This is a genomic window from Chryseobacterium sp. POL2 (assembly GCF_011058315.1).
In the GTDB taxonomy this organism is placed as follows: Bacteria; Bacteroidota; Bacteroidia; order Flavobacteriales; family Weeksellaceae; genus Soonwooa.
The window spans coordinates 2,267,167-2,293,200 of the sequence record NZ_CP049298.1; the positions used below are offsets into that span (position 1 = coordinate 2,267,167).

Below are 26,034 nucleotides of genomic sequence, written 5' to 3' on the forward strand. Positions count from 1 at the left end.
AAATATATTCTTAAAATATGAAAGCGATCAATGCACAAAAGCGGATGAGTGAAATAGCATCAAAATAAAAAAATAGCTTTAGGACAAACCTAAAGCTATTTAAATTTATAAACTAAAAAATTAGTTTATTTTAAAATCTGCATCTTTAGCTTTGTTAATTTGGTAATCTTTGATGATGAAATCGATGCTTTGTCCCATCATTGATTGTGACATTTTGAAAGGATATTTAACACCATCCACAACTTTATAATCACTAAATGTCACAGGAACTGTCATCTCCTGACCACCCATTTTTTGAGTTTTGGTTTCGCCAGTTTTCAAACCTGTGCTAAGGCTATAATAATAAGTTGTCGAAGCATCTTTGATGCCGTAAGAATCTTCGTTGTTGATTTTTTCAACGCCTGTAATTTTAAGATCTTTGTTGTTTGCAAATCCTAATTCTGGGAACAATAATTTGTCTGCCAACATTTGAGCTTTCGTTTCCTCAGGAAGATCCATCGATTGACCTTGCGCCATCATTTTACCATTTGTACCATCGAAAACGATTTTCTGCATGCTGTTGCCCATAACTTTGATATCCATCAAACTTTTGCCGCCTAGAGCTCTGCTCATCGTCATGTTAATTGGCATGTTTTGCACAGTTGCATCGGCATTCAGGCTTATAGATTTTACTTTGTCCAAAGCGGTTTTTCCTCCGATAGCTGTGATGTATTTGTCTGCAATCTGAGCAACGGTCACATCAATTTTTTGTGCGACTGGTTTTGAAGTTTTGTTCGCATCTTTGTCATAATAGCTAACAGGATAGCCTAATTTTTCTAAGCTGTCAGCCACTTCCGAAGCTTTACCAGCAACAAAAATTCTACTTTGATTGGGTAGGATATAGGCTTTTGCAGCGTCTTGAACATTAGCAATTGTCACTTGGTCAATAGACTTAAGATAATTGGTGTAAAAATCTTTTGGTAAGTTGTAAACCTGAGAATTAACTGCAAATCCAGCGATGGTTTCTGGTTTTTCCATAGAACGGATGAAATCGCCTTTTAGTTTGGCTTTTGCATTGGCAAGTTCTTCTGGTTTTATGGTAGTTATGCCTTTCAATTCGTTCATAAACTCCATAACTGCTTTGTCTGTTACTTCGTTTCTTACACTTGCTTCAGCATTAAATTCGGGGCTGTATTTTCCTGTTGATAAATCTGAATAAGCACCGTAAGTGAATCCATTTTTCTCACGAAGATTCATGAACAAACGCGCTTCTCCACCGCCTCCAAGGATGTAATCTGCAATTTCTGCAGCGAAAAACTCAGGGTCTTTCTTTTGTAATGTGCTGATGTTATTAATATTGATAACCGACTGAACCGCCGATGGAACATCGATCATGACAATTTCCGTTTTAGCAACATTTTTAACTGCTGGAGTCGGCGGATAAACGAAATCTGACTTTTTCCAAGCACCAAATTTGTTTTCGATAAGCTTTTTTACATCCTTGTATTTAACATCACCAACAACAACTAGATAGGCGTTGTTTGGAGCGAAATATTTGGAATAAGCTTCTTGAACGTCTTTCAGTTGGATGGCATTGTTAGTAGCTTCGGTTTCGAATTCTCCTCTTGCTGTATTTTTTCCGTAGATAATAGCATTAGAAACTTTTGATGCGATAGATTTTGCATTTTTCTCATCAAGTTTTAAAGCTTCGATGCTTCTTTCTTTAGATTTCTGAACTTCTTCGGCCGTGAATTTTGGGTTGATTGCCGCATCTGCCAACAAGCCTAAAACTTCTGGGAAATATTTTGTTAAAGTGTTTGCGAAAGCACCGTTTGAACTAAAATTAATTTTTGATCCTAAAAAATCGACTCTTTTATTAAAATCATCTTTAGACATGGACATTGTGCCTTTTCCCAATTGGTCAGCCATGATGCTGTTAACACCAGCAATGTTAGCTTCGTAAACCGGCGGGCGATCCATCGACAAGCTCACGTTAACGCGAGGCAGCTTGTGGTTTTCTACCACCATAACTGTTAAACCATTGTTTAGTTTAAAAGTTTTTGGTGTTGCAATGTTGATGCTTGGTGTTGGACCAGGCTTTGGCATTGCGTTAAGGTCTAGTTTTTGTGCCATCGTCATTCCTGAAATCAGAAAACTTGCGGCTATGTAAGTTAGTTGCTTTTTCATTTGATTATTTTTTCTCAGGTACGTAATTGATGATGACACGTTGGTTAGGATTAAGATATTTTTTCGCAGCATTTCTCAAATCCTCTTTTGTAATAGAACGGTAGATGTCAATTTCTTTATTAATTAAATTAGCATCGCCATACAAAACTTTGTAAGTTGCTAAAGAACTTGCAATACCCTGAACGCTTGAATTGGCATTAACAAACTGATTTTCTTCGATGTTTTGAAGTTTTTGATAATCTTCGTCCGAAATAAGAGTGGTTTGTAATTTTGTAATTTCAGCATCGATATCTTTTTGTAAAGCGTCTTTTGTTGTAGAACCCATCGGAATGGCAAATACAGCGAAAATACCGTAATCTTCAAGACCTAAATTAATCGCTTGTATTTCCAAAGCTTTTTTGTCCTGATCTACCATTTTTTTGTACAAGACAGAAGATTTACCGCCACTTAGATAAGTTGAAAGCATGCTTAGTGCATAAGATTCTTTGTCACGGCTTCCCGGAACTCTGTAAGAGAACAAATAAGCAGGAATCTGAATGTTGGGGTCTGCCCAGGTTACTTCTTTTGGCTGTGTAATAGGATCTTCTTTGATAGAAACACGCGTTATTTCTGGACCTCTTGGGATGGAGCCATAATATTCTTCAATCCATTTTTTTGTTTGATCCGTTTTGAAATCTCCAGCTACAACCAAAGTCGCATTGTTTGGAGAATAATATTTTTTAAAGAAATCCTGGAACTCGCTTAACTTAGCATTGTTAAGATCTTCCATAGTTCCTATGGTTGTCCATCGGTAAGGATGTTTTGTGAACAAGTTATTTTGTAAAGCGGTCAAAAGATTTCCGTAAGGCTGGTTATCCATACGAAGTCTTTTTTCTTCTTTTACAACTTCACGCTGTGTGTCAACACCGATTTGGTTAATAATAGGATGGCGCAATCTGTCAGCTTCCATCCACAGTCCCAATTGCAGATTGTTGGATGGGAAGGTTTCGTAATAATAAGTTCTGTCATTGGTTGTGTTCGCGTTGTTTGTACCACCGTTAGATGATACCACTTTGAACCATTCTCCTCTTTTAATATTGGCTGTACCTTCGAATAAAAGGTGTTCAAAAAAGTGTGCAAAACCGCTTCTGCCGACTTCTTCATCTTTAGCCCCAACATGATACATTACACCAGAAGTTACTACTGGCGCGGAATTGTCTTGGTGAAGAATAACATTCATTCCGTTAGGAAGCGTATATTCTTCAAACTTAATTTCTTGTGCGTTCGTCAGCATTCCGAAAAATGCTAGCGAAGCAATGGATAATTGTTTTAATTTCATCTTTAACATTTGTTAATCTAATGTATAAGTATGAAAAAAGTTAAAAATGTTACATGTGATGGGCTTTTTCTATATGTTTTCTGTGAAAAAATGCTCGAGCTCTTGTAAGGTTTCTGGAGAAGTTTGGATGTCGCGGACCAATTCTCCTTTATTAAGGACTACAATTCTATCGGATATTTCTGTGGTATGTACTAAATCGTGGCTAGAAATAATGAATGTAGAATCTGAATTGTTGGACCATTGTTTTACTAAATTTTTAAGTTTAATCTGTGTGGACGGATCAAGATTTGCAAAGGGCTCATCCAAAACGATGTATTGCGGTTTGCCAATGAGGGCGCCGACAATACCTACCTTTTTCATGTTTCCTTTGGAAAGATCGCGGATGTATTTTTTGGCATTCAGGACTTCTCCATTGAAAAACTCAACAAATTCTGTTAAAAAACTGTCAACGCTGGCTTTGTTCCAACCACGAAGTTCTCCTAAGAAATAAAAATATTCTTCGGGTGTCAAATAACCAATAAGAAAGCTTTCATCAATAAATGCGGAAACTTTGTTTTTCCAATTTTCGGAAACGTTGACTTTTTCGTCATCTATTTCCACTGATCCAGACGAGGCTTCTATTAAATCTAAAATTAAGCTGAAAAGTGTGGTTTTCCCAGCGCCGTTGTTTCCGACCAAGCCAATGGTTTGGCTTTCAGAAAGATTAAGTTCAGGAATATTAAGAACTTGGCGATCGCCATATATTTTTGTTAAATTTTGAATTCTTATCATTTTTAATTTTTAAGATGTTTTTTTAAACTCGACCAAGGTGTCGTATTTTTCTTTTTTATAAAGCTTTGTGATGTAGTCAAACACCTTTTCTCTCAGCAAAAATCCGATAATGCCGACAGCGGCAATGGCTACAACGCCACCTATTGTCCCAAAAAAATGATTTGCGCCTCCGAAAATTAACATTGGTAAAAGTATTTTCGGAATAACGAGCAATATGTTTTTGAGACTGAGATTATTCTGTTGTCCCATTGATTTTTTTGCGGTGTTGAGGTCCATTGGGTTTTTATTAAATGCGCCAGATAATAAAGTGATTTGAGAATTTACACCAATATTATAAAGGCCTGCCGCGAAAAATGTGAAATAAACTTTCCACCCAAAAAAGGCATAAAATAATGCCATAAACATTGACACAAACGTCACGATATTTACCAGCCACCATTTGGCTTTTAGATATTCTTTATAAGGAACATTCAGACTCATCATTAGCGGATAATACGAGCTGTCAAACGACGGAACTCTTTGTCCGAATAGCATCTGAAAACCTCCCGTTACAAAAAGTCCTAAAAACATCAGCATGAAAGGCGTTTTGTAAGATGGCGTAGAAAACATTAATAAGCCATAAAATAAAAATAAAAAACCTCCGATGGCGATAGCGCGTGCTGCCTTGCTGCGTTTCAACATTCTGATGTCGTTGTTCATAAAAGTGCCTAATATCCCAAACTTGTTTAAGAATTGAATATTTTCAGATTTGGCTTCTTCTTTTTTGGTTTCCAGAGCTTTGTCCAGATAGAAAATATTTTTTATATAATTAAAACACAAATACAACAAGGGCAAAAACACCAACATAGGAAGAATGGCTAACCAAGGTTTTTCATAGAAAGCATAAAATATCGTTCCCGAAATATCTCTGAAAGAAATAATTTTAAAATAGTCTAAAACAACGGCAATGAAAAGAAATGCACCAATCAAATACGCGATTTTGTCTTTTCCGTTCATTAAAATATTCAACAAATTGCTAATGAAATACATTAAAATAATGGCTGTAAACCAAGCCAAACATCCAAGCCAACTATAGCCATCTATCAATAGCAACACGACAAAAGGAAGATACAAAAACACGTTTCCCCAAGTGAAGAATGATAAAAAGGTTTTAGAAATCAAATATTTAACAATGGTGTTTTTGGGGATGTTCATTGTTAAAAATGCTTTGATGTTCTGCGTTGGCATTTGTTGCATAAAATAGCGCAAAACAATGTCTGCCAAAAAAGCGTATAACAAAAATCTACCTACAAATTGCAATGGATCAACATGCAACTCTTGTTTTGGATAATAAAAAGCAAAAATGCTAAGACCCACAAAAACCGCCAGAAAATAAATGATGATGAAAATCTGGAAAATCTTCATCGCAACATTGGCTGCTAAAGTGCTAGAACGCATAAAGTTTTTAAACTCCAAACTTAGAAAAGGTTTTATCATTTTTAAATTTTAGAAAATGTAGTATAATTATTTAGTTAACAAAATACGGAATTTGTTACAAAGTCTGATATTTTTGAAGTTTCATCGAAGTTATCAACATTACAAACTGTGATTCTGCAAGACTTTTATTAGTTTTCCATAAAATTTTGTTTAGAACTTGATTCTAAAAAAAATCTAAAAGACGTATCTTTGTATTATGGCTCAAAAAGAAACCTTATCGTCGCTTACACAAGGCAATTTTGCTAAAGAATTATCCATTTCGGATGGCAAAATGCCACCTAATGCTGTTGATTTTGAAAAACTGGTTATCGGGACTTTTTTAATTGATAGAAAAGGATTGGACCATTCTATCGACCTGCTGACGCCAGAGGTGTTTTACGATCCGCGACATACGACGATTTTTGAAGCAATACTCAAACTTTATGAGACCAATTCGCCCATCGATATGATGACCGTTATTCAGGAACTTAAAAGAACTGAAAGACTCAATCTTGCAGGAGGCGACCATTACATCATTGATTTGACATTAGGTGTTAGCTCTTCAGCGCATATCGAATATCACGTTCGGGTGATTTTGGAGAAATTTATTCTTCGCTCTTTAATTAATGTTTCTGCCAATGTCATCGACAGTTCTTACAAAGAAACGACCGATGTTTTTGAACTTCTTGATAAAGCAGAACAATCTTTCTTTGAAATTACAAACGGAACCATTAAAAAAGGTTTCGATACCGCCAACTCTTTGGTAAAAGAGGCGATTGACAAGATAAAATCATTAAAAGATAAAGAAGGTCTTTCTGGTGTTCCATCAGGATTTTCTGCTTTGGATAAAGAAACAGGAGGCTGGCAAAATTCGGACCTTATTATTATTGCAGCTCGTCCAGCGATGGGGAAAACCGCTTTCATACTTTCTATGGCACGAAATATCACTGTAGATAATAATATTCCTTTGGCGCTTTTCTCTCTGGAGATGGCTTCTGTACAGTTGATTACCAGGATGATTGCTTCCGAAACGGGTATTTCTTCCGAAAATTTAAGAAAAGGAACATTGTCCGATCAAGAATGGAGCAGCTTGTTTACCAATGTTTCAGCTTTGGAAAACGCACCGCTTTATATTGATGAAACGCCATCTTTGTCCATCTTTGACTTTAGAGCAAAATGTCGAAGATTGGTTATGCAACACGGTGTTAAAATCATCATGGTCGATTACCTTCAGCTGATGACTGCTAATTCTGGAAAAGCAGGAGGCAATCGTGAACAAGAAATTGCCATGATTTCACGATCATTAAAAGCCATTGCAAAAGAATTAAATGTTCCTGTTATTGCCCTTTCTCAGTTATCGAGAACGGTAGAAACGCGTCCTGGAAAACGTCCTATGTTATCCGATTTGAGAGAATCTGGAGCCATTGAGCAAGATGCTGATATTGTGTCATTTATTTTCCGTCCAGAATATTATAAAATTGCTGTTTGGGATAATGATGAAGAAGGTATGGAAACGCCGACCGAAAATCAAGCCGAGATTATCATTGCAAAACACCGTAATGGTGCAACAGCCGATGTGCGATTAGCTTTCCACAAAAATATTGGTAAATTCGATGATATCGAAACGCTTGGCAACGCTTATGGTGGTGGTTTTGGCGGTTCGACTCCTTCTGGATTTGGTTCAGGAAATTTCGAAGCGCCAGATTTTGGAAAAATCACGGTTACCGGAACGCCAGATTCTGCATTTGGACCAGCAATTCCTTCTAAAGGACAAGTTTCTGGTTCTGCGATGAACGATGATGACGATGATGAAATGCCTTTTTAAAATTTAGAGTTTGAAAATCGAAATTTTTACCGATGGCGCATGTAGTGGAAATCCTGGAAAAGGAGGTTTTGGAATCCTTATGCGCGTTCCCGAAAAACAATATCAAAAACATTTCTCCGCAGGCTTCAGATTAACAACCAATAACCGAATGGAGTTAATGGCTGTTGTGGTTGCTTTGTCAAAATTAAAAGATGAAGGACACGATGTCCATATCTATACGGACAGCAAGTATGTGTCGGATGCGGTTAACCAAAACTGGATTGCTGGTTGGGTAAAACGCGCTTGGAAAAATGTTAAGAATCCCGACTTGTGGCAAACTTTGATTCCGTTATTGAAAAAGTACAATCCAAAATTCCATTGGATAAAAGGTCACGCAGGTCATCCCGAAAACGAATTGGTTGACCAGCTTGCTGTAAAAGCGGCTCAAAATGCTAATCTTCAGGTTGATAGCTATTTTGAGAATCAAAACAATGGCGGGCTTTTCTAAAAAGGATATTCAGTTTATTAAATTAAACAGTTTGTTTGTTTCTCATTTTTTTATAAAGTTAATTTCACCTGAAATTGTTAGGAGCCTTGTTACGGCTCCCATAGCCCGGATTGAACGGCATGTCGGAGCTCATCTTGTATTTTGGGATGGCTTTTTGCGGAAGGAAATACAAGATAGCGACTAGTGAAAGCCGGAACAGCTTCTAATTAACAAAACTTTAGAATTTATTTTGACTTCGGATGATTATCTTTGTTATATGAATTATTTGGAAGCTTTGCGTTGGCGGTATTCCGTGAAGAAATTTAGTGGAGAAAAGATTTCGAAAGTAGCTCTGGAAAATATTCTAGAGGCAGGACGTTTGTCAGTAAGTTCGATGGGATTGCAGCCTTATAAATTGATTGTGGTAGAATCGGACGAAGAAATAAAAAGATTGATTCCGGCATTTTATAACGAGTCACAAATAAGTACTTGCTCTCATCTTGTCGCGATTGTGTCGAAAACCAAAATAGATCCAGATTATGTAGATGCTTATTTTGCACATATATCGGATGAACGTGGAATTGATATGGAAACACTTTCTGTATTTCGGAATAATATTGACAAATTCGTTTCAAGTTATGATACAAATACGTTGAGTCATTGGTCTGAAAAACAAGCCTATATACTTTTGGGTACCATGATAACCGCAGCAGCGGAAGAAATGGTTGATACGTGCCCGATGGAAGGTTTTAGACATGATAAATTGTCTGAGGCATTAAATTTGAATCTCTTGGAAGAACGTGTTGCTGTGGTATTGGCTTTAGGAAAAAGAGCTGATGATGACGTGTTTCAGAACTTGAAAAAAATTAGAAAACCTTTGGATAAATTCATTAAATTTATCTAAGAAAGCAAAAAAAACTATGATTAAAACGGATGTTTTAGTAATTGGTTCAGGGATCTCAGGATTGTCCTACGCCATCAAAATATCGGAGCAACTTCCCGACACCAAAATCATAATTGTTACCAAAGCGGACGAGGATGAAAGTAATACCAAATATGCCCAAGGTGGTCTTGCTGTAGTTACGGATTTTGATAAAGATAATTTCCAAAAACATATTGATGATACGATACGTGCGGGTGACGGAGAAAATGATCCCGAGGTTGTGAAAATGGTTGTTGAAGAAGCACCAAAGCGTTTTCGAGAAATTGTAGAATGGGGTGCAAAATTTGACCAAGAGAACGGAAAATTTGCTTTGGGTCGGGAAGGAGGGCATACCGAAAACAGAATTGTTCATCACAAAGATATTACTGGTTTTGAAATTGAACGTGCCTTATTGGAAACGGCTCGCAATTCTCCGAATATAGAAATTCTTCCATATCATTATGTTATTGACTTGTTAACCCAGCATCACGTACCTGGAAAAGATTTGGATCCAGATAATATCCATTGTTATGGCGCCTATATTTTGGACGAAAAGCAAAAGCGCATCAAAAAAATTACGGCCAAAATAACTTTAGTTGCAACAGGAGGCGCTGGACACGTTTATAAAAACACAACAAATCCAATAATTGCAACGGGAGATGGTATTGCCTTTGTGGCACGTGCTTTTGGTAAGGTTAGCAATATGCAATATTATCAATTTCATCCTACGGCATTGTATTCGAAGTTGGATGGGATGCTGTTTTTAATCTCGGAAGCGGTGCGCGGCGATGGTGCAAAACTTCGTACCAAACAAGGCAAATCTTTCATGCAAAAATATGATTCGCGCGAAGAACTGGCGTCACGAGATATTGTCGCACGTGCCATCGATAATGAGATGAAAACAAGTGGTGACGAATATGTTGGTCTGGATTGTCGCGAAATGGATAAAGAAAAATTTGTAAAGCATTTCCCGAATATCTATAATAAATGTCTTAGCGAAGGTATTGATCCTTTCAAACAGTTGATACCTGTTGTCCCTGCAGCACATTATTTGATGGGCGGCATTAACATTGATAAAGATGGACAATCTTCTATTAAGAATCTTTTTTCTGTCGGCGAATGTACCAATTCTGGACTTCATGGTGCTAACAGACTAGCGTCTAATTCTTTATTGGAAGGTTTGATTTTTGGGCATAATGCCGCAATAAAATCAATGGAACTTTTGCAAGAGAATAATTTTAATTTTGATGATCTTAAAGCGATTCCAGAATGGAATGAAGAAGGCATGAAGATTATGGACGAAATGGTTCTGGTAAGTTATCTTAGAAAACAACTACAGGAGATGATGAGCGATTTGGTGAGTATCGTTAGAAGTAATGAGCGTCTTAAAATAGCACAAAAAAAACACCAAGATATTTCCGAGGCGGTTAACGAATTGTACAACTATTCTATACTTTCACCACAATTATCAGAACTTCGAAATCTGGTAAGTGTTTCTGGACTTATCATTAATCAATCTTTAGAAATGAAAGTCAACAAAGGGGCTTTTTATAATAAAGATTTGAATTGATATTTTAACTTTATATAAATTATTTAACTAAAAATAAATCAACAATTTAGCATGACAAAACCAGCCTATATAACCAATAAAGCCTTACATACATTTATAAAAGCGGCAATTTTGGAAGATATCCATACAGGAGATGTTTCTACATTGTCGACCATTCCCAAAGACTTAGTGCAACAAGCCAAACTTTTAGTAAAAGAAGACTGCATTTTGGCGGGTGTTGACATGGCTTTGGAGATTTTTAATTATGTTGACAAAGATCTGGAAGTTGATGTTTTTATTAAGGATGGTGAACAGGCAAAAGTTGGAGAAATCGCATTTTTGGTTCGAGGAAAAGCGCAGTCTATTTTGTCTGCTGAACGATTGGTTCTCAATTGTATGCAACGTATGAGTGGTATTGCTACTTTAACCCACGAATGGGACCAAAGATTGGTTGGTACAAAAACCAAGCTTTTGGACACTCGAAAGACCACGCCTAATTTTAGAATTTGTGAAAAATGGGCAGTTGCTATTGGCGGCGGAACCAACCATCGTTACGGATTATATGATATGATCATGCTAAAAGACAACCATATTGATTATAACGGTAGTATTACCAATGCTGTGAAAATGGCTAAAGACTATCTTGAAAAAAATAAATTAAAACTGAAAATAGAAGTCGAAACCCGTAATCTAAAAGAGGTTGAAGAGGCTATTGAGGCAGATGTTGATAGGATTATGCTCGACAACATGGATGTGAAAACCATGGCAGAAGCAGTGCAACTTATCAATGGAAAATGTGAGTCCGAAGCCTCTGGAGGAATTACAAGAGACCAGCTCAAAAACATTGCTGCTACTGGCGTAACCTACATCTCGGCTGGAGCATTAACACATTCGGCAAAAAATATTGACCTAAGTTTGAAAGCTGTAGAATAGTAGTTTTAATTCAAATTTAACATAATGTTAACGGAATATTAATTTTTTTATAAAATGACAAATGTTAATTCTTTGTTAAAAGCTAGTTAACTTTTATTTCGGAAATTTGTCCAGTCAAATAAATATAGTAATAGACAAAAAATGAAAAGCAATCTCAGAAGACGATCATTATCAATCGTTTTAACACTATCAACAGCAAGCATTTACTTTGCTCAACAAAAACCTCTCGATACAATTAAATCTAATGATATCGATGAAGTAGTTATCATGAGTGTTGCTGACATCGCAAAAGACAGAAAAACACCTGTCGCAGTGTCAACAATCAAAGAAGGACAAATCGTAGAAAGACTAGGGAATCAAGAGTTTCCTGAAATCTTAAAATCAACACCATCTATCTATACTACAAAAGGTGGTGGTGGTTTTGGAGATGCACGTGTTAATGTGCGTGGTTTTGACATGAACAATATTGCTGTAATGGTAAATGGTGTGCCTGTTAACGATATGGAATCAGGTGCAGTATATTGGTCAAACTGGGCAGGACTATCTGACGTAACTTCAGCAATGCAAATCCAAAGAGGTTTAGGTTCTTCCAAGCTTGCTATTGCATCTGTTGGAGGTACTATCAACGTATTGACAAGAGCGGCAGATAAAAAAAGAGAAGGTAATGTTACAATAGGCTTGGGTAACGATGGTTATTTAAAAAGTTTATTTTCATACAATACAGGTAAATCAGCAAAAGGATGGTCTTCATCTTTCTTAATGGCAAGAACGGCTGGCGCAACTTATGTTGATGGTTCAGATTTCGAAGCTTATAATTATTATTTTGCTTTGGGTTATCAACCAAATGAAAAACACGATTTTCAGTTTACTTTCACAGGAGCTCCTCAATGGCATAATCAAAATTACCAATCAAGAATTGATGTGCTACAAAAATATGGCAGCGAAGATAAACCAAACAGAAGATATAATTCTAACTGGGGATATCTTAATGGAGAGCTTATGTCACAATCCGTTAACTTTTACAGTAAGCCTTTAATGTCTGTTAACTGGGATTGGAAAATAAATGAAAAATCAAAATTATCAACTGTGCTTTATGCCTCTTGGGGTAGAGGTGGAGGAACAGGTGTTCTTGGTAACATCAATGGAGTTAATATTAACTCATTGCCAAAAACTCAAGATGGTCAGTTAAGATTTGATGATATCTATGCATGGAACCAAGGAGCTGTTATTGCAGACTTTAAAGATAAAAACGGTGTTGCTTTGGCTAATCCTACACCAGGAATTGCAACAAGAAGCAATGGTCTTGTTAGAAGAACGCACGTTAACTCACATGACTGGTACGGTTTTTTAACGAACTTCCAGCATAAATTTAATAGCAATTGGAGCTTTTCAGGAGGGCTTGATGGAAGATACTATTATGGATACCACCCAGGTGTGATTTCTGATTTTTTGGGGTAACTCTCAATACAGAGAAACAAATGATCTAAATCAAAAGCCTTATTACACAGTAACACAATCTTACGCACCCAAAAATTCTGTTAATCCATTTGATAAAGCAATTAAAGACAAATCTCAAATTGCAAGTAGAAACTTCGATGGTGAGGTTATGTGGTTAGGTGCTTTTGGGCAATTAGAATATTCTAATGAGGTTATTTCAGCATTTGTACAAGGATCAGTTTCTAATCAACAGTTCCAAAGAATTGACAATTGGATTATTGATGGTGTAACAGTACAACAAGGTCAAACAGTTAATACGAAAACTGGCTTCGAGGGCATTTGGGGTTATAATGCAAAAGGAGGAATCAATTTTAACATTAACGAAAATCATAATGTTTTTGCTAACTTAGGTTACTACTCAAAGCAGCCAAATAATTACGCAGTTTTTCCTAACTCTCAACAGGTAATTAACCCAAGATTGATGAATGAAAAAATTTCATCTGCCGAATTAGGATATGGTTTCAGAAGTTCTCAATTAAGAGCTAATGTTAATGTTTACTATACTGAATGGAAAGATAGATTCACCAGAATTACAGGTCTGACAATGAAAGACCAAAATGGTGTTGACACAAGAAACATCTATGCTAACATTGAAGGTGTAAAAGAGGTTCACATGGGTGCGGAAGTAGAGTTATCCTATAAGCCTGTTGATTATTTAGAATTCAATGCAATGTTCTCTATGGGAGATTGGTTCTATAAAGGAGATGCTATGGGTTCCACATTTGATGAAAACAATAGCCCGTTTACACCACAAGATGGACAAGCTTCGAAAACATTGTATATCGATAAAATCAAAGTTTCTGATGCAGCCCAAACAACAGCTTCATTAGGATTTACTCTTAAGCCAGTTAAGGCTTTCAATATTTTTGCTAATTGGAATTACTACGACAGATATTATTCAGTTTTCGATATTACAAAAGCATCAAATCCAAATAGTAAAGGCGCGTTAGAATTACCAAGTTATAACCTATTCGATGCAGGTGTTTCTTATACCTTTAATTTGTTGAATGGACATCGTTTAACTTTGACAGGTAACGTTTATAATTTATTTGATACTTATTATATCTCTGACGGTAAGACATCTATCTTCGCAGGAGATTCTAATGCAACAGGTAAAACTTATAAAGGTATTGATACTGCCAACCAAGTATATTTCGGATTCGGGAGAACATGGTCAGCAACTGTTTCTTATAGATTTTAAGAAAATTACCATCAATAGATACTCAAATCCCGGCCAATGGTCGGGATTTTTGTTATCTTTGTTAACCTAAAAAAAGAAACATGGAATTTTACAACATTTTATTAAATGCACACAAAGGTTTTGCTTACCTAGAACTTTTGCTAGTTGCCCTATTCTTAGTAGCCTTATTGATGACAATGTTCGGCTACAGTGGCAAAGTCAATAACTTTTTAAAGAAAACAACATTGTTTACAATGATTTTCTTCCATATCCAATTGTTAGTAGGGCTTGTCATGTTAGGCGTAACATTCTCAAACGGATTGGACATGGGTGCAGTAATGAAAAACTCAGACTTAAGATTTCAGTATGTAGAACACCCTTTCTCAATGTTGATAGCGGTTATCTTAATGACTATTATTAATAAAAAAGTAAAAACTGCGGAGACCATTACTTTAAAAGTAGTTTTCATGGGTGTATTGGCAATCGCATTATTCGCATTTGCCTTCCCTTGGGCAAAAGTTTTCGGAGCTTAATTAAAACTTTATAAAACAAACAAATAGAATTTTTTTAATGAAAATAGCAGTTGTTGGTGCTACCGGAATGGTAGGACAAGTGATGTTGAAAGTACTAGAGGAAAGAAATTTTCCTGTAACCGAGCTAATTCCAGTGGCTTCAGAAAGGTCAATTGGTAGCAAGGTCAAATACAAAGGTACAGATTATGAAGTTGTATCTATGCAAACCGCTATTGATAAAAAACCTTCTATTGCAATATTTTCTGCGGGTGGCGATACGTCTTTAGAATGGGCTCCCAAATTTGAGGAAGCAGGAATTTTTGTTATCGATAATTCATCAGCTTGGAGAATGGATCCCACAAAAAAATTAGTAGTTCCAGAAATTAATGCTGAGGTTTTAACAAAAGAAGACAAAATCATAGCTAACCCCAACTGCTCCACAATCCAGTTGGTAATGGTACTCCATCCACTTAATCAGAAATACGATATCAAACGCGTAGTAGTATCAACTTATCAATCGGTAACCGGTACAGGAAAAGCAGCTGTTGATCAATTGAACGCAGAAGTTAATGGTAACGCATCTGTAGAAATGGTATATCCTTATCAAATCTTCAAAAACGCCTTGCCACATTGCGATGTTTTTGCGGATGATGATTATACCAAAGAAGAAATTAAATTAATGAAAGAGCCTAAAAAAATCTTAGGAGACGATACATTTAGTTTAACAGCAACAGCGGTGCGAGTGCCGGTGCAAGGAGGACATTCAGAAAGCGTTAATATCGAATTTGAAAACGAATTTGATTTAGACGAGCTTAGAAAAATACTTTCCGAAACGCCTGGTGTTACAGTTCTTGACGATGTGCAAAACAAAATTTATCCAATGCCTTTGATGGCCGAAGGTAAAGATGATGTTTTTGTAGGAAGAGTCCGTAGAGATGCTTCTCAACCAAAAACACTCAATTGTTGGATTGTCGCAGACAACCTTAGAAAAGGTGCCGCAACCAATGCTGTACAAATCGCAGAATACCTTTTAAAACAAAATTTAGTGTAAAACAAAAAGCTCACAACAAAGTGAGCTTTTTTTAATTATTAGAATAGCCAAACAAAAGATTATTCATTTTTCAAACTTATGACGCCTAACGGACAAAAAATAGAAAAGCAAAATTTCAAGTTTCAACGTAATGTTGCGATTGCAGGGATTGTTTTATTTATTGCGAAACTCATCGCATGGCGACTCACCAATTCGGATGCTGTATTTTCAGATGCTATGGAGAGCATTGTCAATATTATTGCTGCATTTATGGGACTTTATTCGCTATATGTTGCGGCAAAACCAAAAGATGAAGATCATCCTTATGGCCACGGAAAAGTTGAGTTTATCACCTCAGGTGTGGAAGGTACACTTATCATTTTTGCTGGTATTGTCATTATCGTTCAAGCGGTCAATTCATTATTGAGTCAAAATGTGCCGAGCAAGTTAGATTGGGGAATGGCAATTGTCGCAGCAACTGCGGTCATCAACTATGTCATGGGTTACATCTCACTTCAAAAAGGTTTAAAAGAAAAATCTTTGGTGCTACAAAGTTCGGGCAAACATTTGATGAGCGATACGATTACTACAGGTGGCGTTGTCATCAGTTTAATCATTGTTTATATAACCAAATTATTTTGGTTGGACGCCGTAGTTGCGATTTTGTTCGGTTCTTATATTATTGTTGTTGGTTACAAAATCGTGCGAAAATCCTTAAGTGGAATTATGGATGAGCAGGATTTAGACTTGGTCGAAAAAATAGCTAAAATCCTCGAAAATAACCGTGAAATCGACTGGATAGATATTCATAATATGAAGATTCAGCAGTTTGGTGCCAATTTGCATATCGATGCGCATATCACTTTGCCTTACTATTACTCTCTACGGGAAGCACACCAGGAAATGGAAAAGGTGATTATTCTTTTGGCTAAAAATTCTAATCGGCAAGTTGAGTTTAATTTTCACATGGACGATTGCAAACCAAAATCTTGTGAAATCTGCCAAATCCAAAATTGTCCCGTGCGCGAATTTCCTTTCCTAAAGCGTATCGAATGGACATCTCAAGCAATTACACAAGCCGATAAACACGACAGGAATAATTAAATCTTTTGTAAATATTTTCGGTAATAAAATATGGGCACAATCAAAAAAAGTGTCATCGGCTGAATGACAAAACGTCGCATATAAAAACTGAATAATTCGCCAATTTCAAAATTGGTATAAATGCAATATAAATAAATTGGGAAAACAATTGCAAATACCAATACAATCAAAACCATCGCCTGAATTGTCCATGGCTTATTCCTGAAAAGATGTTGAATAATTAAAAGTGAAAATATTAAGTTAAGTCCAAATCGAAATAAATAACTTAAAATTAGTTTGGCACTTTCGAATTCTGGAAACGGCGTCGTGTCATTTTCTCCTTTAAAGTAAGCTAGAAAAGGGTCATAAAATATCGTGTCTTCCAAAAAACGAACACCAATTAGTCCAAAAATTCCAAGAATGACGAATAGGTAATTATGCGCTTTCATCATTCTGTTTTAAAGCAAAAAATTTAATCCAAACAATCCATAAGATAATCACAGTTCCATAGATAATTCCAGGAAAAACATAATCGTGAAACATTTTTCCATAATCTGGATAATCTGCAATTACCATGTTTAGCGAGGCAATTCTCCCGAAGTTCATAAGGTGTAAAGCCACCAAACCTGCAACTACAAAAAGAAAAGTTTTGGCACCTTTATAAAATGCAAATATGAAGGCTACAAACATAATCATCACCGAAATAGCATTGCAACCTTCCACCATTCTGGTCAAATATTCGCCCCGAACAATAAAACGAATGCCTTCCTTCCCGATGCCATCTTGTAGCGTGGAGGAAAATCCGCATACATTTTGTAGCCAGTTGGCTTGTCCAGCAACCCAACGAGAAAAAGGATCAATAATCTCTGTGTCATATTGATTGAGATACATTTGATATAAAAAAACCAAAATCAAGTAGATGCCCACAAAGCGGAGCAAAATTCTAAGAACAGGTTTTAAATCGTTTAGCATAACACAAAAATACATAAATAATTAGCAAGTTTTGTGAAGGACATGATTCTTAAAAGACAATTGATTAAATTTGTTGTTATGGAATCTAAGATTAAAGAATTCTTCAGTAATTTTTGTAAAACCGAGGCTGTCGAAATCGTCAATTTGCCACAAAGTGGATCGTCCCGAAAAAATTATATTGGAAGTTGTAACGATAAAAAATACATTATTACAGACAATGATAATCTAAGAGAAAATGAAGTTTTTTTTTACTTCTCGGAAGTTTTTTCAGAGTTGAGACTCAACACACCAAAGATTTTTAGTGTAGATCCAACAAGACAGATTTATATTCAGGAATTTCTGGGTAGTCAAACGCTTTCTGAAGTTATTTCATCCGATAAAAATGATGATAGAATAAAAAGGCTTGCCAAGAAAACGCTGAAGGATTTGTTTGAGTTACAGCAGAAAACCGCCTCAAAAATCGATTATACAAAAACCTTTGATTATGAAGCTTATGACGAATTGGCCATCACACACGATTTGTATTATTTCAAGAATTTTTTGATCGATATTCTTGAGATGCCATATCATAAGTCAAAACTATTAAAAGAGTTTCAATCCATCGTCTTGCAAATCCATGTGTTAAGCCCTAAAGGTTTAATGATTCGCGACTTTCAATCGCGAAATATCATGGTTGATGACAACAATAATATCAGTTTTATTGACTATCAAGGCGCGATGTTTGGCCCGTTGATGTACGATGTTGTTTCGTTTCTTTATCAAGCGAAAGCTAATTTTTCCGATGATTTCAAAAGCGAGATGATAAATTATTATTTATCATTATGGCAAAAGGAAAAGGATATTGAAAGTTTACAAGCTTCTATTAAGCCTATTATAATGATGCGTTATTTGCAAGTTTTAGGCGCTTATGGATTCCGTGGTTTAATTCAACGAAAAAAGCATTTTATGCAAAGTCTGGAACAAGGGATTAAAAACATAACAGCATTGGCATCCACGTGGGAAGGTTTGAGGCAATATCCAGAATTATTAATGCTGATTCAGCAACTTAATACAGATGAGACAAAACGTAAGATTGCACAACTTTTACAATAGAAATAAATATAAAAAAAGCTTCCAAAATGGGAAGCTTTTTAATTTTATATTTTTCTGAATTAGTTCGTTTGATTTAATACTAAACTGTTTTCTTTAATAATTCTTTTAGCAAAACGATATCTTGGACCCCAATATCTGTCGTTGAGAGAAGATACCATTACGCCTTTCGATGTCGCCGAATGGATGAATTTAACATCGCCTTCTTCATTAACTTCTTCAACAATTCCTACGTGAGAGATACGGCCTCTACCATGTGAGAAAAATACCAAATCTCCTTTTTTTAGTTCAGTTTTATCTACCGCTTCACCTTCTTGAGATTGATCTGCCGCAACTCTTGGTAAATTAACACCCGCCACTGCACCGAAAACTGAAAGTACAAAAGCAGAACAGTCGATCCCACTTCTTGTTGTTCCACCATATCTGTAAGGTGTTCCAAGGTAAGTACTTGCTTCGTCTAAAATATTGTCGATTGTTTTTTCGTGTTTGATAGCTTCTGCAATCATTGAAGCCTTGATAGAATTAGATGCGTTGTTAAGAGATGCTAACATTCTCTTAGCTTGTAGTTTGTCCGCGTTTTCAGCTTTGGCTATAACAGGTGTAACTTTGGCATCAGTTTTGTATATATTTGGTTGAGATACAACGTAGTTGGATACACATGATTGTAGGGAGAATGTTGTAACTACAGCTAGGATATAAAACAGAACTCTTTTCTTCATATATATTTATTTAAACGTGTTAAACAGGTTTCTTTTTTGTTCAAATGCAAGGCAAATTTAAAGAATACCTATAAAAGGACTTTCCGATTGTAAATAAGGAAGACTTTATTTAACACTATTTAACATTTTTATTAAGAATGTTAATCAAAAACAAATCGCAAAACGCTTATAATAGGGTTTTGCGATTTTATTTTGTTTAAGACTTTTTAACATATTCAGTTGATATCCTTTATTTACTTAGTTATTTGTGTCTTTCAAGATTCTAAAAAAAGATGTTAAGTTTGTCATTACTTGCAATTCTTCTTTCTTGGAAAAAATCATAGTTAAAACTTTTGTTGAAATAGAAAAAATGTTCTATTTTTGCGTTAAATATTTAAGAAAATGATGTTATCAGCATTTTGGCCGTTTTACCAGTACCTTTGGACAATCTATTTTATTGTAATGTTCTTGGCTGGCTTTTGGTGTATTTTTATGTTCGCAACCTATATCGTTCCACTTTGGTTGACAGAAGGGGTTGCAGAATACTTTGGAAAAATCAATAAAAACTTTGATCCTGAAAAAGTAAGATACCAAAAATTGTACGAACAAGAAGGTGTAGAAGTTATCTACCAAAGACCTGCAGGCGAAAAGCCAGCAGACAATCATCACCACTAATAGTTGGCAATTTTCTGTTTTGAGAATTGCACTCAAAGCGAAACAACATATATTGAAAAGCTTTTTGGATTTTTCCAGAAAGCTTTTTTGTTTTGTAACTTTTCTCTTTAAAATGCTGACTTATTATCTATGAAAATAATATTGAAGCTAGAATATTTTACCCTTTTTATTTTGTCGTTATATGGATTCTCCCATACAGAGTTTTCTTGGTGGTGGTTTTTGGGATTGTTTTTTGTTCCAGATATTTCGATGTTGGGATATTTGGTAAATACGAGATTTGGTGCTTTTTGTTATAATCTTTTCCATCATTTTGGTACAGCGATACTTCTATATTTGGGCGCGATATATTTAAAATTACCTTATCTGGAAATGATTGCTACAATAATGTTAGCGCATTCTGCATTTGATAGGATTGTTGGCTATGGTTTAAAATATGAAGACAGCTTCCAAAATACACATTTGGGAAAAATAGGTAAGGCTAAATAGTTTTCTAAATATACCTAATCATCTGTGAGGGCGCAGTGCATTGTTGGAGCTCGTTTTGCGATGGCTGGGCGGAGCCGAAGCCAACGAAAACAGCGACTGCACGAAGACCGACCCGCATGTTTTTGCAAAGCTTTTAGCCAAGGCAAAACAAAGGGGCACAGCCAAAAAATAATTCCCTGAAATTTTGTATTTTTGCATACTTAAAATAAAACGATGTCAAAATCTCTCATTCCGAAACTGGAAGCGATAAAACAACGATATAACGAAGTTGCTGACTTGATTATCCAACCCGATGTCATCAACGACCAAAAAAGATATTCTACTCTTAACAAAGAATATAGCGATTTGGGAAAGATTGTAGTTGTCTACAACCAATACAAAGGCGCTTTGGATGCGATTGAAGAGTCGGACGAAATTATCGCTGATGGTTCTGATAAAGACTTGGTGGACTTGGCTAAAATGGAAAAGCAAGAAGCCATCGATAAAATTCCAGGCTTGGAAGAAGAACTGAAAGTGCTTTTGATTCCTAAAGATCCTGCAGATGACAAAAATGTTATCGTGGAACTACGCGCTGGTACTGGAGGTGACGAAGCAGCTATCTTTGTGGAAGACATTTATAGAATGTACACGATGTATTTCAAAACAAAAGGTTGGCGTCACGAAGTAACGGATAGCAACGAAGCAGCCAAAGGTTACAAAGAATTAATCATGAAAGTAGAGGGCGATGGCGTGTACGGTGTCATGAAGTTTGAGTCTGGTGTTCATCGTGTACAACGAGTTCCAGAAACAGAATCTCAAGGACGTGTACATACTTCTGCGATTACAGTTGCAGTTTTGCCAGAAGCTGAAGAAGTTGATTTTGAACTTAACCCTGCCGATATAGAAATGCAAACATCTCGTTCTGGAGGTGCAGGTGGACAGAATGTTAACAAAGTAGAAACAAAAGTGCAGTTGACGCACAAACCTTCCGGAATGGTGGTGGTATGCCAGCAAGCACGTTCTCAGTTAGCTAACCGTGAGTTGGCGATGGAAATGCTTCGTACAAAACTCTATGATATTGAGTTACAAAAAGTTCAGGGAGATATTGCGGCACAAAGAAAATCTATGGTCTCTACGGGTGATCGTTCGGCAAAGATTAAAACCTACAATTACCCGCAAGGTCGAGTAACAGATCACAGAATTAATAAATCAATCTATAACCTTGATGCTTACATGAATGGTGATATTGGTGAAATGATTGATGCTGTTATCATGGCGGAAAATGCTGAAAAAATGAAAGGCGAAGAAGAAGGAATGTAAAATTTCTTATACATTATAAAAACAAAGAACTCCCAAAATTGAGAGTTCTTTGTTATTTTTTTAAACTAAAGTTTGACCATATTGATAGATGATGCTATACTTAATTTTCTAAAAAATGGAATAGCAAAAAAACGACACTCAATCTGAGTGCCGTTTTTGATTTTCTAGGCCTTATTTAACTTCACGGTGAAGTGTCTTAAAATAGGCGATTCTTTTACAATTTTATAACCTTTAGTAATGTCATTTCGTCTTTCATAGACATTTTTTACTGCAGCTGCGATGTAATCCATATGATTGTTAGTATAGGTTCTTCTAGGGATTGCAAGACGCAAAAGTTCTAATTTTGGATAGCGGTTTTCGCGCGTTTCTGGATCGCGGTCAGCTAATAAAGTCCCGATTTCTACACCACGTACGCCCGCTTCTTTGTAAAGTTCAATGGCTAAAGTTTGTGCTGGGAATTCTTCTCGCGAAATATTTGGAAGAAAGGTTAAAGCATCAATAAAAACAGCATGTCCACCAATTGGTTTTTGTACAGGAACGCCATATTTGATTAATTTGTTTCCAAGATATTCGATTTGGGAAATTCTACTTTCCAGATAGGCTTTTTCAGTTGCTTCGTCCAGACCTACTGCCAAAGCCGCCATATCTCTACCTGCCATGCCGCCATAGGTGATGAAGCCTTCATAGATAATGGTGAAGTTAGAAGCTTTCTCAAATACCTCTTGATTGTTAAGCGCGATAAATCCTCCGATGTTAACCAAACCGTCTTTTTTGGACGACATTGTCATGCCTTCGCCATAAGAGAAAATTTCTTTACAAATTTCTTTGATGCTTCTATCTTGTTGACCTTCTTCTCGTTGTTGAATGAAATAAGCGTTTTCTGCAAATCGCGCTGAGTCGAAATAAACAGGAATGCCATATTTGTCGGACAAAGCTTTTACCGCTTTTATATTTTCTAAAGAAACAGGTTGACCTCCCGAAGAATTACACGTAATTGTTACCAAACAAAACGGAATTTGCTCTTTGGGATGAGATTTATAAACTTCTTCTAGTTTGTTTAAATCAATATTTCCTTTGAAGGGGTAGAGGTCGTTAATATCAAAAGCCTCTTCAATGGTGCAGTCAATTGCATGCGCTTTTCGGAACTCGATGTGGCCTTTTGTTGTGTCAAAATGCGAATTTCCAGGGACAACATCACCTTCTTTCACCAATACCGAAAACAATACATTTTCTGCAGCACGACCTTGGTGCGTTGGCAATAGATAAGGGAATCCTGTGATACGTTCTACGGTTTGTTGTAATTCTTGGAAGGAGCGGGATCCTGCATAGCTTTCGTCACCCGTCATCAGCGCAGCCCATTGTTGATCGGACATTGCACCTGTTCCGCTGTCTGTTAAAAGGTCTATGAAAACTTGTGAAGATTTTAGATTGAACAAATTATAATCCGCTTCTTTCAGCCATTGTTCTCTTTGTTCTGGGGTTGATTGCTCAATGTTTTCAACCATTTTAATTCTAAATGGCTCTGCATAAGGTAATTTCATGTATAATATTTGTTGATTTTTAAAGTTTGAATGTTTCTAAGTCAAATGTGTTTTTAACCTGAAATGTTTTTCATTTCTAAAAATCAAGCATCATTCTGGTGCTTTGAAAACGTTATCATCACTATGGAATCCAGCAACGCCTCCACTTACAGCAAATTTCATCGCTTCGGCAGCGTTCATGCCTTCCACTTCTTTTATGTTATTAAATTTAGTTACGATAACCCAACCCGAAACGGCATAAGAATGTGGGAGATAAACGGCAATCATGCCATCCATATTAACGGCTGACATGTCATTTTGTGTTAAAAATCCGATGCGCCATACTTCTGGATTTTCATTGGTTTTTACCCAAACAGGAATGTTAAATTTCTTTTTATCGCCTACGAAAGAGCCCATGACGTCTTTCAGAGAAGTGTAGATAAATTTTATGCCTGGCGTATGTTCTAAGATATAATCAACACTGTCAACGATAATTCTGCCTAGGATAAATTTGTTTCCGAAATAACCAATAAGCGTTGTTGCGGCGATAACCACAACAAAAACCAATCCTGGAAATTTCTCTGAAACCGATGGGATAATATTGTCGATACTAAAAACAATATACCAAATTATCCATGCCGTAATCGCTAAAGGTCCAATAATAACCAAGCCTTGTAAAAAATTACGGAATGCTAACGCCAAATAATCGTTGATGCCTTTCTTCATATATTAACCGTGGATTGTTTCTTTGTTGCCATAAGAACGGATAATGCTGGACTCGTAGTCTAGCCATTCTTCCCAGCGTTGGTTTACTTTTTCAGGATCGCCTAGTTGTCTTGCAAAACCTATAAAAGTTGTATAGTGATTGGCTTCCGAAATCATCAAATCGTGATAAAATTTCTTTAGCTTTTCGTCTTTAATATTTTCTGTTAAAACTTTGAAACGTTCACAACTTCTGGCTTCTATCATAGCTGCGAAGAGCATTTTGTCAACGATAAGATCTTCGCGACTTCCTTGCACGACAAACTTGAGAAGGTCATTAACATAATCATCTTTGCGCTGTCTTCCCAATACACCACCACGTTCTTTAATAATCTCGTGTACTTGATCAAAATGATCCAACTCTTCCTGTGCAATGGCCAATAGCTCTGTTACAATCTCGGGATATTCTGGCAACATGGTGATAAGCCCAATCGCATTGGTTGCTGCTTTTTGCTCACACCAAGCGTGGTCGGTTAATATTTCCTCTAAATTGCTTTCTGCGATATTTGCCCAACGGGGATCCGTAAGTAGCTTTAACCTAAACATTTCAATTTTTTTCGTAAAAATAAGAATTTTAAAACTTAATTGTTAATTTTATTACAAACCTTATTATATGAAATCCATTTATCGTTTTTTAATATTAATTCTATTTTTTAATTGTAATAAATCAGAAAAATCAGTATTTGAAACAAATATTATCAGCTCCAAAAATAAAGAACATGTAGAAACAAAATTTGTTAATGCGAAGTTTAACATTCTCAAAGACAGGTTAATTCCTATGCCTGGATATCAACGTGTTGAAACCAAGCTCAATTCTTGGGAATCTTTTTTACAAAATTTAAATCTACAAGAATTCGGAAAACCTATATTAAAATATGATGGAACAGAAATATCGGACCAGAAACATCACGTCGGAATATTGACTTATGATGTTGGCTCAAAAGATCTTCAACAATGTGCAGATGCTTTGATAAGGCTGCGTGCAGAATACCTTTTTAAAAATGAAAAATACAATGCTATTCATTTCAAATTCACAAGCGGACATCAATTTTCTTGGAATGAATATGCTGATGGTCTTCGCCCCATTGTTTCTGGAAACAACGTAGATTTTAGTAAAAGAGCAGCTCCGAATTCTATTAATTCTTATCAAGATTTCAGACAATATCTAGACATTATTTATACTTATGCTGGTACAATTTCCCTCGCACGGGATCTCAAAGAAAGCAAAAACAAAACAGAATTTAACATTGGTGATCTTATTATAACGCCAGGAAGTCCAGGCCACGTCGTGATGATTGTTGATAAAATCGAGAAAGGAAACGAAAAACGATATGCTTTGATAGAAGGATATACACCTGCACAATCAATACATATTTTATCAAAAAACGGAAATCCTTGGTTTGACATGAAACCGAGCAAGGAAATAATTACACCTCGATATCATTTTGAAAAGCCAGTGATTAAACAGTTTTAATTAACAAACACCATAAAATAAAATTTTAATATTATTTGGTATAATTATTGTGAATCTGTGAATTGAAATTTAAAACAAATATCAACTTCACAAAATTTTCAAACTATGGCAACTAACCTATCAAACCGATTAAGAAGTGTATTTATTATGCTTTTATCATTTTTATCAACAGGATTAATTTTTGCACAAGACAAAGGCGCTGACCTTACCGTCGATGTTAATACACACAAAACAACAACTACAGAATGGTACACTAATCCTACTTACCTTATAATAGGTGGTGTGGTTCTTATCATTATCATAGCATTAATTATGCGAGGCGGTGGAAGCAAAAATTAGTTTAATTTTAAAA

Annotated in this window: 26 protein-coding genes; 16 read left to right on the forward strand and 10 right to left on the reverse strand. The window is 35.9% G+C overall.

The window, feature by feature from the left end; genetic code table 11:
- Positions 1-120: 120 nt before the first annotated feature.
- The 4 genes from G6R40_RS10585 to G6R40_RS10600 form a co-directional block, all read right to left on the reverse strand.
- Complete coding sequence (locus G6R40_RS10585; RefSeq protein WP_165135086.1) at positions 121-2,166, reverse strand: M16 family metallopeptidase; 2,046 nt, start codon at positions 2,164-2,166, stop codon at positions 121-123.
- Between the two features lie 4 nt (positions 2,167-2,170).
- Positions 2,171-3,484 (reverse strand): M16 family metallopeptidase, encoded by a 1,314-nt coding sequence (locus tag G6R40_RS10590; protein ID WP_165135089.1) that lies wholly within the window; start codon positions 3,482-3,484, stop codon positions 2,171-2,173.
- 69 nt (positions 3,485-3,553) lie between these two features.
- The gene (locus G6R40_RS10595) at positions 3,554-4,255 is read right to left on the reverse strand and encodes an ABC transporter ATP-binding protein (protein WP_165135092.1); all 702 of its coding nucleotides are present in this window, start codon (positions 4,253-4,255) and stop codon (positions 3,554-3,556) included.
- A 9-nt stretch (positions 4,256-4,264) separates the two neighbouring features.
- A complete protein-coding gene (locus G6R40_RS10600; RefSeq protein WP_165135095.1) occupies positions 4,265-5,731 on the reverse strand; it encodes a DUF5687 family protein in 1,467 nt (488 codons plus the stop codon).
- 196 nt (positions 5,732-5,927) lie between these two features.
- Between G6R40_RS10600 and dnaB the strand changes: the two genes are divergently transcribed.
- The 10 genes from dnaB (at position 5,928) to G6R40_RS10645 (ending at position 16,728) form a co-directional block, all read left to right on the forward strand.
- Positions 5,928-7,535 carry a replicative DNA helicase gene (dnaB, locus tag G6R40_RS10605; RefSeq protein WP_165135098.1) on the forward strand — a complete coding sequence of 536 codons (1,608 nt, stop codon included), beginning with the start codon at positions 5,928-5,930 and terminating at the stop codon, positions 7,533-7,535.
- A gap of 10 nt (positions 7,536-7,545) precedes the next feature.
- On the forward strand, positions 7,546-8,022 hold the full coding sequence (gene rnhA, locus G6R40_RS10610; RefSeq protein WP_165135101.1) for a ribonuclease HI: 477 nt from the start codon (positions 7,546-7,548) through the stop codon (positions 8,020-8,022).
- Positions 8,023-8,278: 256 nt separating this feature from the next.
- The gene (locus G6R40_RS10615; protein WP_165135104.1) at positions 8,279-8,905 is read left to right on the forward strand and encodes an NAD(P)H-dependent oxidoreductase; all 627 of its coding nucleotides are present in this window, start codon (positions 8,279-8,281) and stop codon (positions 8,903-8,905) included.
- Between the two features lie 16 nt (positions 8,906-8,921).
- Entirely contained in the window at positions 8,922-10,493 is a 1,572-nt protein-coding gene (nadB, locus tag G6R40_RS10620; protein ID WP_165135107.1) for an L-aspartate oxidase, read from the forward strand.
- Between the two features lie 51 nt (positions 10,494-10,544).
- On the forward strand, positions 10,545-11,405 hold the full coding sequence (gene nadC, locus G6R40_RS10625) for a carboxylating nicotinate-nucleotide diphosphorylase (protein ID WP_165135110.1): 861 nt from the start codon (positions 10,545-10,547) through the stop codon (positions 11,403-11,405).
- Between the two features lie 141 nt (positions 11,406-11,546).
- Positions 11,547-12,863 (forward strand): TonB-dependent receptor plug domain-containing protein, encoded by a 1,317-nt coding sequence (locus G6R40_RS15320; protein ID WP_317164504.1) that lies wholly within the window; start codon positions 11,547-11,549, stop codon positions 12,861-12,863.
- A 100-nt stretch (positions 12,864-12,963) separates the two neighbouring features.
- The gene (locus G6R40_RS15325; protein ID WP_410497361.1) at positions 12,964-14,103 is read left to right on the forward strand and encodes a TonB-dependent receptor domain-containing protein; all 1,140 of its coding nucleotides are present in this window, start codon (positions 12,964-12,966) and stop codon (positions 14,101-14,103) included.
- An 80-nt stretch (positions 14,104-14,183) separates the two neighbouring features.
- Positions 14,184-14,615: a hypothetical protein gene (locus G6R40_RS10635; RefSeq protein WP_165135113.1), complete on the forward strand. Its 432-nt coding sequence runs from the start codon at positions 14,184-14,186 to the stop codon at positions 14,613-14,615.
- A 37-nt stretch (positions 14,616-14,652) separates the two neighbouring features.
- Positions 14,653-15,645, forward strand: a complete 993-nt coding sequence (locus tag G6R40_RS10640) for an aspartate-semialdehyde dehydrogenase (RefSeq protein ID WP_165135116.1) — start codon at positions 14,653-14,655, stop codon at positions 15,643-15,645.
- A gap of 78 nt (positions 15,646-15,723) precedes the next feature.
- Positions 15,724-16,728, forward strand: a complete 1,005-nt coding sequence (locus G6R40_RS10645; protein ID WP_165135119.1) for a cation diffusion facilitator family transporter — start codon at positions 15,724-15,726, stop codon at positions 16,726-16,728.
- Here the strand turns inward: G6R40_RS10645 and G6R40_RS10650 are convergent.
- The gene (locus G6R40_RS10650) at positions 16,725-17,156 is read right to left on the reverse strand and encodes an exosortase F system-associated membrane protein (protein ID WP_165137657.1); all 432 of its coding nucleotides are present in this window, start codon (positions 17,154-17,156) and stop codon (positions 16,725-16,727) included. The genes G6R40_RS10645 and G6R40_RS10650 overlap by 4 nt on opposite strands.
- Positions 17,143-17,694, reverse strand: a complete 552-nt coding sequence (gene xrtF, locus G6R40_RS10655) for an exosortase family protein XrtF (RefSeq protein ID WP_228455845.1) — start codon at positions 17,692-17,694, stop codon at positions 17,143-17,145. Before xrtF ends, G6R40_RS10650 begins: the two co-directional genes overlap by 14 nt.
- Before the next feature lie 63 nt (positions 17,695-17,757).
- On the opposite strand from xrtF, the gene G6R40_RS10660 reads away from it, so the two are divergent.
- On the forward strand, positions 17,758-18,771 hold the full coding sequence (locus G6R40_RS10660) for an aminoglycoside phosphotransferase family protein (RefSeq protein WP_165135122.1): 1,014 nt from the start codon (positions 17,758-17,760) through the stop codon (positions 18,769-18,771).
- Positions 18,772-18,830: 59 nt separating this feature from the next.
- Here the strand turns inward: G6R40_RS10660 and G6R40_RS10665 are convergent, their stop codons facing one another.
- Positions 18,831-19,487, reverse strand: a complete 657-nt coding sequence (locus tag G6R40_RS10665; protein ID WP_165135125.1) for a C40 family peptidase — start codon at positions 19,485-19,487, stop codon at positions 18,831-18,833.
- A gap of 381 nt (positions 19,488-19,868) precedes the next feature.
- Here G6R40_RS10665 and G6R40_RS10670 point away from each other — a divergent pair, with 381 nt between their 5' ends.
- The 3 genes from G6R40_RS10670 to prfA all read left to right on the forward strand — a co-directional run bounded on the left by G6R40_RS10670 (position 19,869) and on the right by prfA (position 21,926).
- Positions 19,869-20,141 carry a hypothetical protein gene (locus tag G6R40_RS10670; RefSeq protein WP_165135128.1) on the forward strand — a complete coding sequence of 91 codons (273 nt, stop codon included), beginning with the start codon at positions 19,869-19,871 and terminating at the stop codon, positions 20,139-20,141.
- A 129-nt stretch (positions 20,142-20,270) separates the two neighbouring features.
- On the forward strand, positions 20,271-20,627 hold the full coding sequence (locus G6R40_RS10675; protein WP_165135131.1) for a DUF4260 domain-containing protein: 357 nt from the start codon (positions 20,271-20,273) through the stop codon (positions 20,625-20,627).
- A gap of 213 nt (positions 20,628-20,840) precedes the next feature.
- The gene (gene prfA / locus G6R40_RS10680; RefSeq protein ID WP_165135134.1) at positions 20,841-21,926 is read left to right on the forward strand and encodes a peptide chain release factor 1; all 1,086 of its coding nucleotides are present in this window, start codon (positions 20,841-20,843) and stop codon (positions 21,924-21,926) included.
- 164 nt (positions 21,927-22,090) lie between these two features.
- On the opposite strand, the gene G6R40_RS10685 is transcribed toward prfA, so the two are convergent.
- From G6R40_RS10685 to G6R40_RS10695, 3 genes are all read right to left on the reverse strand, one after another.
- Positions 22,091-23,467: a tryptophanase gene (locus tag G6R40_RS10685; RefSeq protein WP_165135137.1), complete on the reverse strand. Its 1,377-nt coding sequence runs from the start codon at positions 23,465-23,467 to the stop codon at positions 22,091-22,093.
- Between the two features lie 90 nt (positions 23,468-23,557).
- Positions 23,558-24,172, reverse strand: a complete 615-nt coding sequence (locus G6R40_RS10690) for a DUF502 domain-containing protein (RefSeq protein WP_165135140.1) — start codon at positions 24,170-24,172, stop codon at positions 23,558-23,560.
- A 3-nt stretch (positions 24,173-24,175) separates the two neighbouring features.
- On the reverse strand, positions 24,176-24,754 hold the full coding sequence (locus G6R40_RS10695; RefSeq protein WP_165135143.1) for a tRNA-(ms[2]io[6]A)-hydroxylase: 579 nt from the start codon (positions 24,752-24,754) through the stop codon (positions 24,176-24,178).
- A gap of 67 nt (positions 24,755-24,821) precedes the next feature.
- Between G6R40_RS10695 and G6R40_RS10700 the strand changes: the two genes are divergently transcribed.
- Positions 24,822-25,682: a DUF4846 domain-containing protein gene (locus tag G6R40_RS10700; protein WP_165135146.1), complete on the forward strand. Its 861-nt coding sequence runs from the start codon at positions 24,822-24,824 to the stop codon at positions 25,680-25,682.
- Positions 25,683-25,787: 105 nt separating this feature from the next.
- Positions 25,788-26,021 (forward strand): hypothetical protein, encoded by a 234-nt coding sequence (locus G6R40_RS10705; RefSeq protein WP_165135149.1) that lies wholly within the window; start codon positions 25,788-25,790, stop codon positions 26,019-26,021.
- Positions 26,022-26,034 lie beyond the last annotated feature (13 nt).

What these genes read in the sequence shown, in the direction of transcription:
- G6R40_RS10585 (WP_165135086.1), bottom strand. Translation starts at nt 2,166, where the DNA reads ATGAAAAAGCAACTAACTTACATAGCCGCAAGTTTTCTGATTTCAGGA.
- G6R40_RS10590 (WP_165135089.1), bottom strand. Translation starts at nt 3,484, where the DNA reads ATGAAATTAAAACAATTATCCATTGCTTCGCTAGCATTTTTCGGAATG.
- G6R40_RS10595 (WP_165135092.1), bottom strand. Translation starts at nt 4,255, where the DNA reads ATGATAAGAATTCAAAATTTAACAAAAATATATGGCGATCGCCAAGTT.
- G6R40_RS10600 (WP_165135095.1), bottom strand. Translation starts at nt 5,731, where the DNA reads ATGATAAAACCTTTTCTAAGTTTGGAGTTTAAAAACTTTATGCGTTCT.
- dnaB (WP_165135098.1), top strand. Translation starts at nt 5,928, where the DNA reads ATGGCTCAAAAAGAAACCTTATCGTCGCTTACACAAGGCAATTTTGCT.
- G6R40_RS10615 (WP_165135104.1), top strand. Translation starts at nt 8,279, where the DNA reads ATGAATTATTTGGAAGCTTTGCGTTGGCGGTATTCCGTGAAGAAATTT.
- nadB (WP_165135107.1), top strand. Translation starts at nt 8,922, where the DNA reads ATGATTAAAACGGATGTTTTAGTAATTGGTTCAGGGATCTCAGGATTG.
- nadC (WP_165135110.1), top strand. Translation starts at nt 10,545, where the DNA reads ATGACAAAACCAGCCTATATAACCAATAAAGCCTTACATACATTTATA.
- G6R40_RS15320 (WP_317164504.1), top strand. Translation starts at nt 11,547, where the DNA reads ATGAAAAGCAATCTCAGAAGACGATCATTATCAATCGTTTTAACACTA.
- G6R40_RS10635 (WP_165135113.1), top strand. Translation starts at nt 14,184, where the DNA reads ATGGAATTTTACAACATTTTATTAAATGCACACAAAGGTTTTGCTTAC.
- G6R40_RS10640 (WP_165135116.1), top strand. Translation starts at nt 14,653, where the DNA reads ATGAAAATAGCAGTTGTTGGTGCTACCGGAATGGTAGGACAAGTGATG.
- G6R40_RS10645 (WP_165135119.1), top strand. Translation starts at nt 15,724, where the DNA reads ATGACGCCTAACGGACAAAAAATAGAAAAGCAAAATTTCAAGTTTCAA.
- G6R40_RS10650 (WP_165137657.1), bottom strand. Translation starts at nt 17,156, where the DNA reads ATGAAAGCGCATAATTACCTATTCGTCATTCTTGGAATTTTTGGACTA.
- xrtF (WP_228455845.1), bottom strand. Translation starts at nt 17,694, where the DNA reads ATGTATTTTTGTGTTATGCTAAACGATTTAAAACCTGTTCTTAGAATT.
- G6R40_RS10660 (WP_165135122.1), top strand. Translation starts at nt 17,758, where the DNA reads ATGGAATCTAAGATTAAAGAATTCTTCAGTAATTTTTGTAAAACCGAG.
- G6R40_RS10665 (WP_165135125.1), bottom strand. Translation starts at nt 19,487, where the DNA reads ATGAAGAAAAGAGTTCTGTTTTATATCCTAGCTGTAGTTACAACATTC.
- G6R40_RS10670 (WP_165135128.1), top strand. Translation starts at nt 19,869, where the DNA reads ATGATGTTATCAGCATTTTGGCCGTTTTACCAGTACCTTTGGACAATC.
- G6R40_RS10675 (WP_165135131.1), top strand. Translation starts at nt 20,271, where the DNA reads ATGAAAATAATATTGAAGCTAGAATATTTTACCCTTTTTATTTTGTCG.
- prfA (WP_165135134.1), top strand. Translation starts at nt 20,841, where the DNA reads ATGTCAAAATCTCTCATTCCGAAACTGGAAGCGATAAAACAACGATAT.
- G6R40_RS10685 (WP_165135137.1), bottom strand. Translation starts at nt 23,467, where the DNA reads ATGAAATTACCTTATGCAGAGCCATTTAGAATTAAAATGGTTGAAAAC.
- G6R40_RS10690 (WP_165135140.1), bottom strand. Translation starts at nt 24,172, where the DNA reads ATGAAGAAAGGCATCAACGATTATTTGGCGTTAGCATTCCGTAATTTT.
- G6R40_RS10695 (WP_165135143.1), bottom strand. Translation starts at nt 24,754, where the DNA reads ATGTTTAGGTTAAAGCTACTTACGGATCCCCGTTGGGCAAATATCGCA.
- G6R40_RS10700 (WP_165135146.1), top strand. Translation starts at nt 24,822, where the DNA reads ATGAAATCCATTTATCGTTTTTTAATATTAATTCTATTTTTTAATTGT.
- G6R40_RS10705 (WP_165135149.1), top strand. Translation starts at nt 25,788, where the DNA reads ATGGCAACTAACCTATCAAACCGATTAAGAAGTGTATTTATTATGCTT.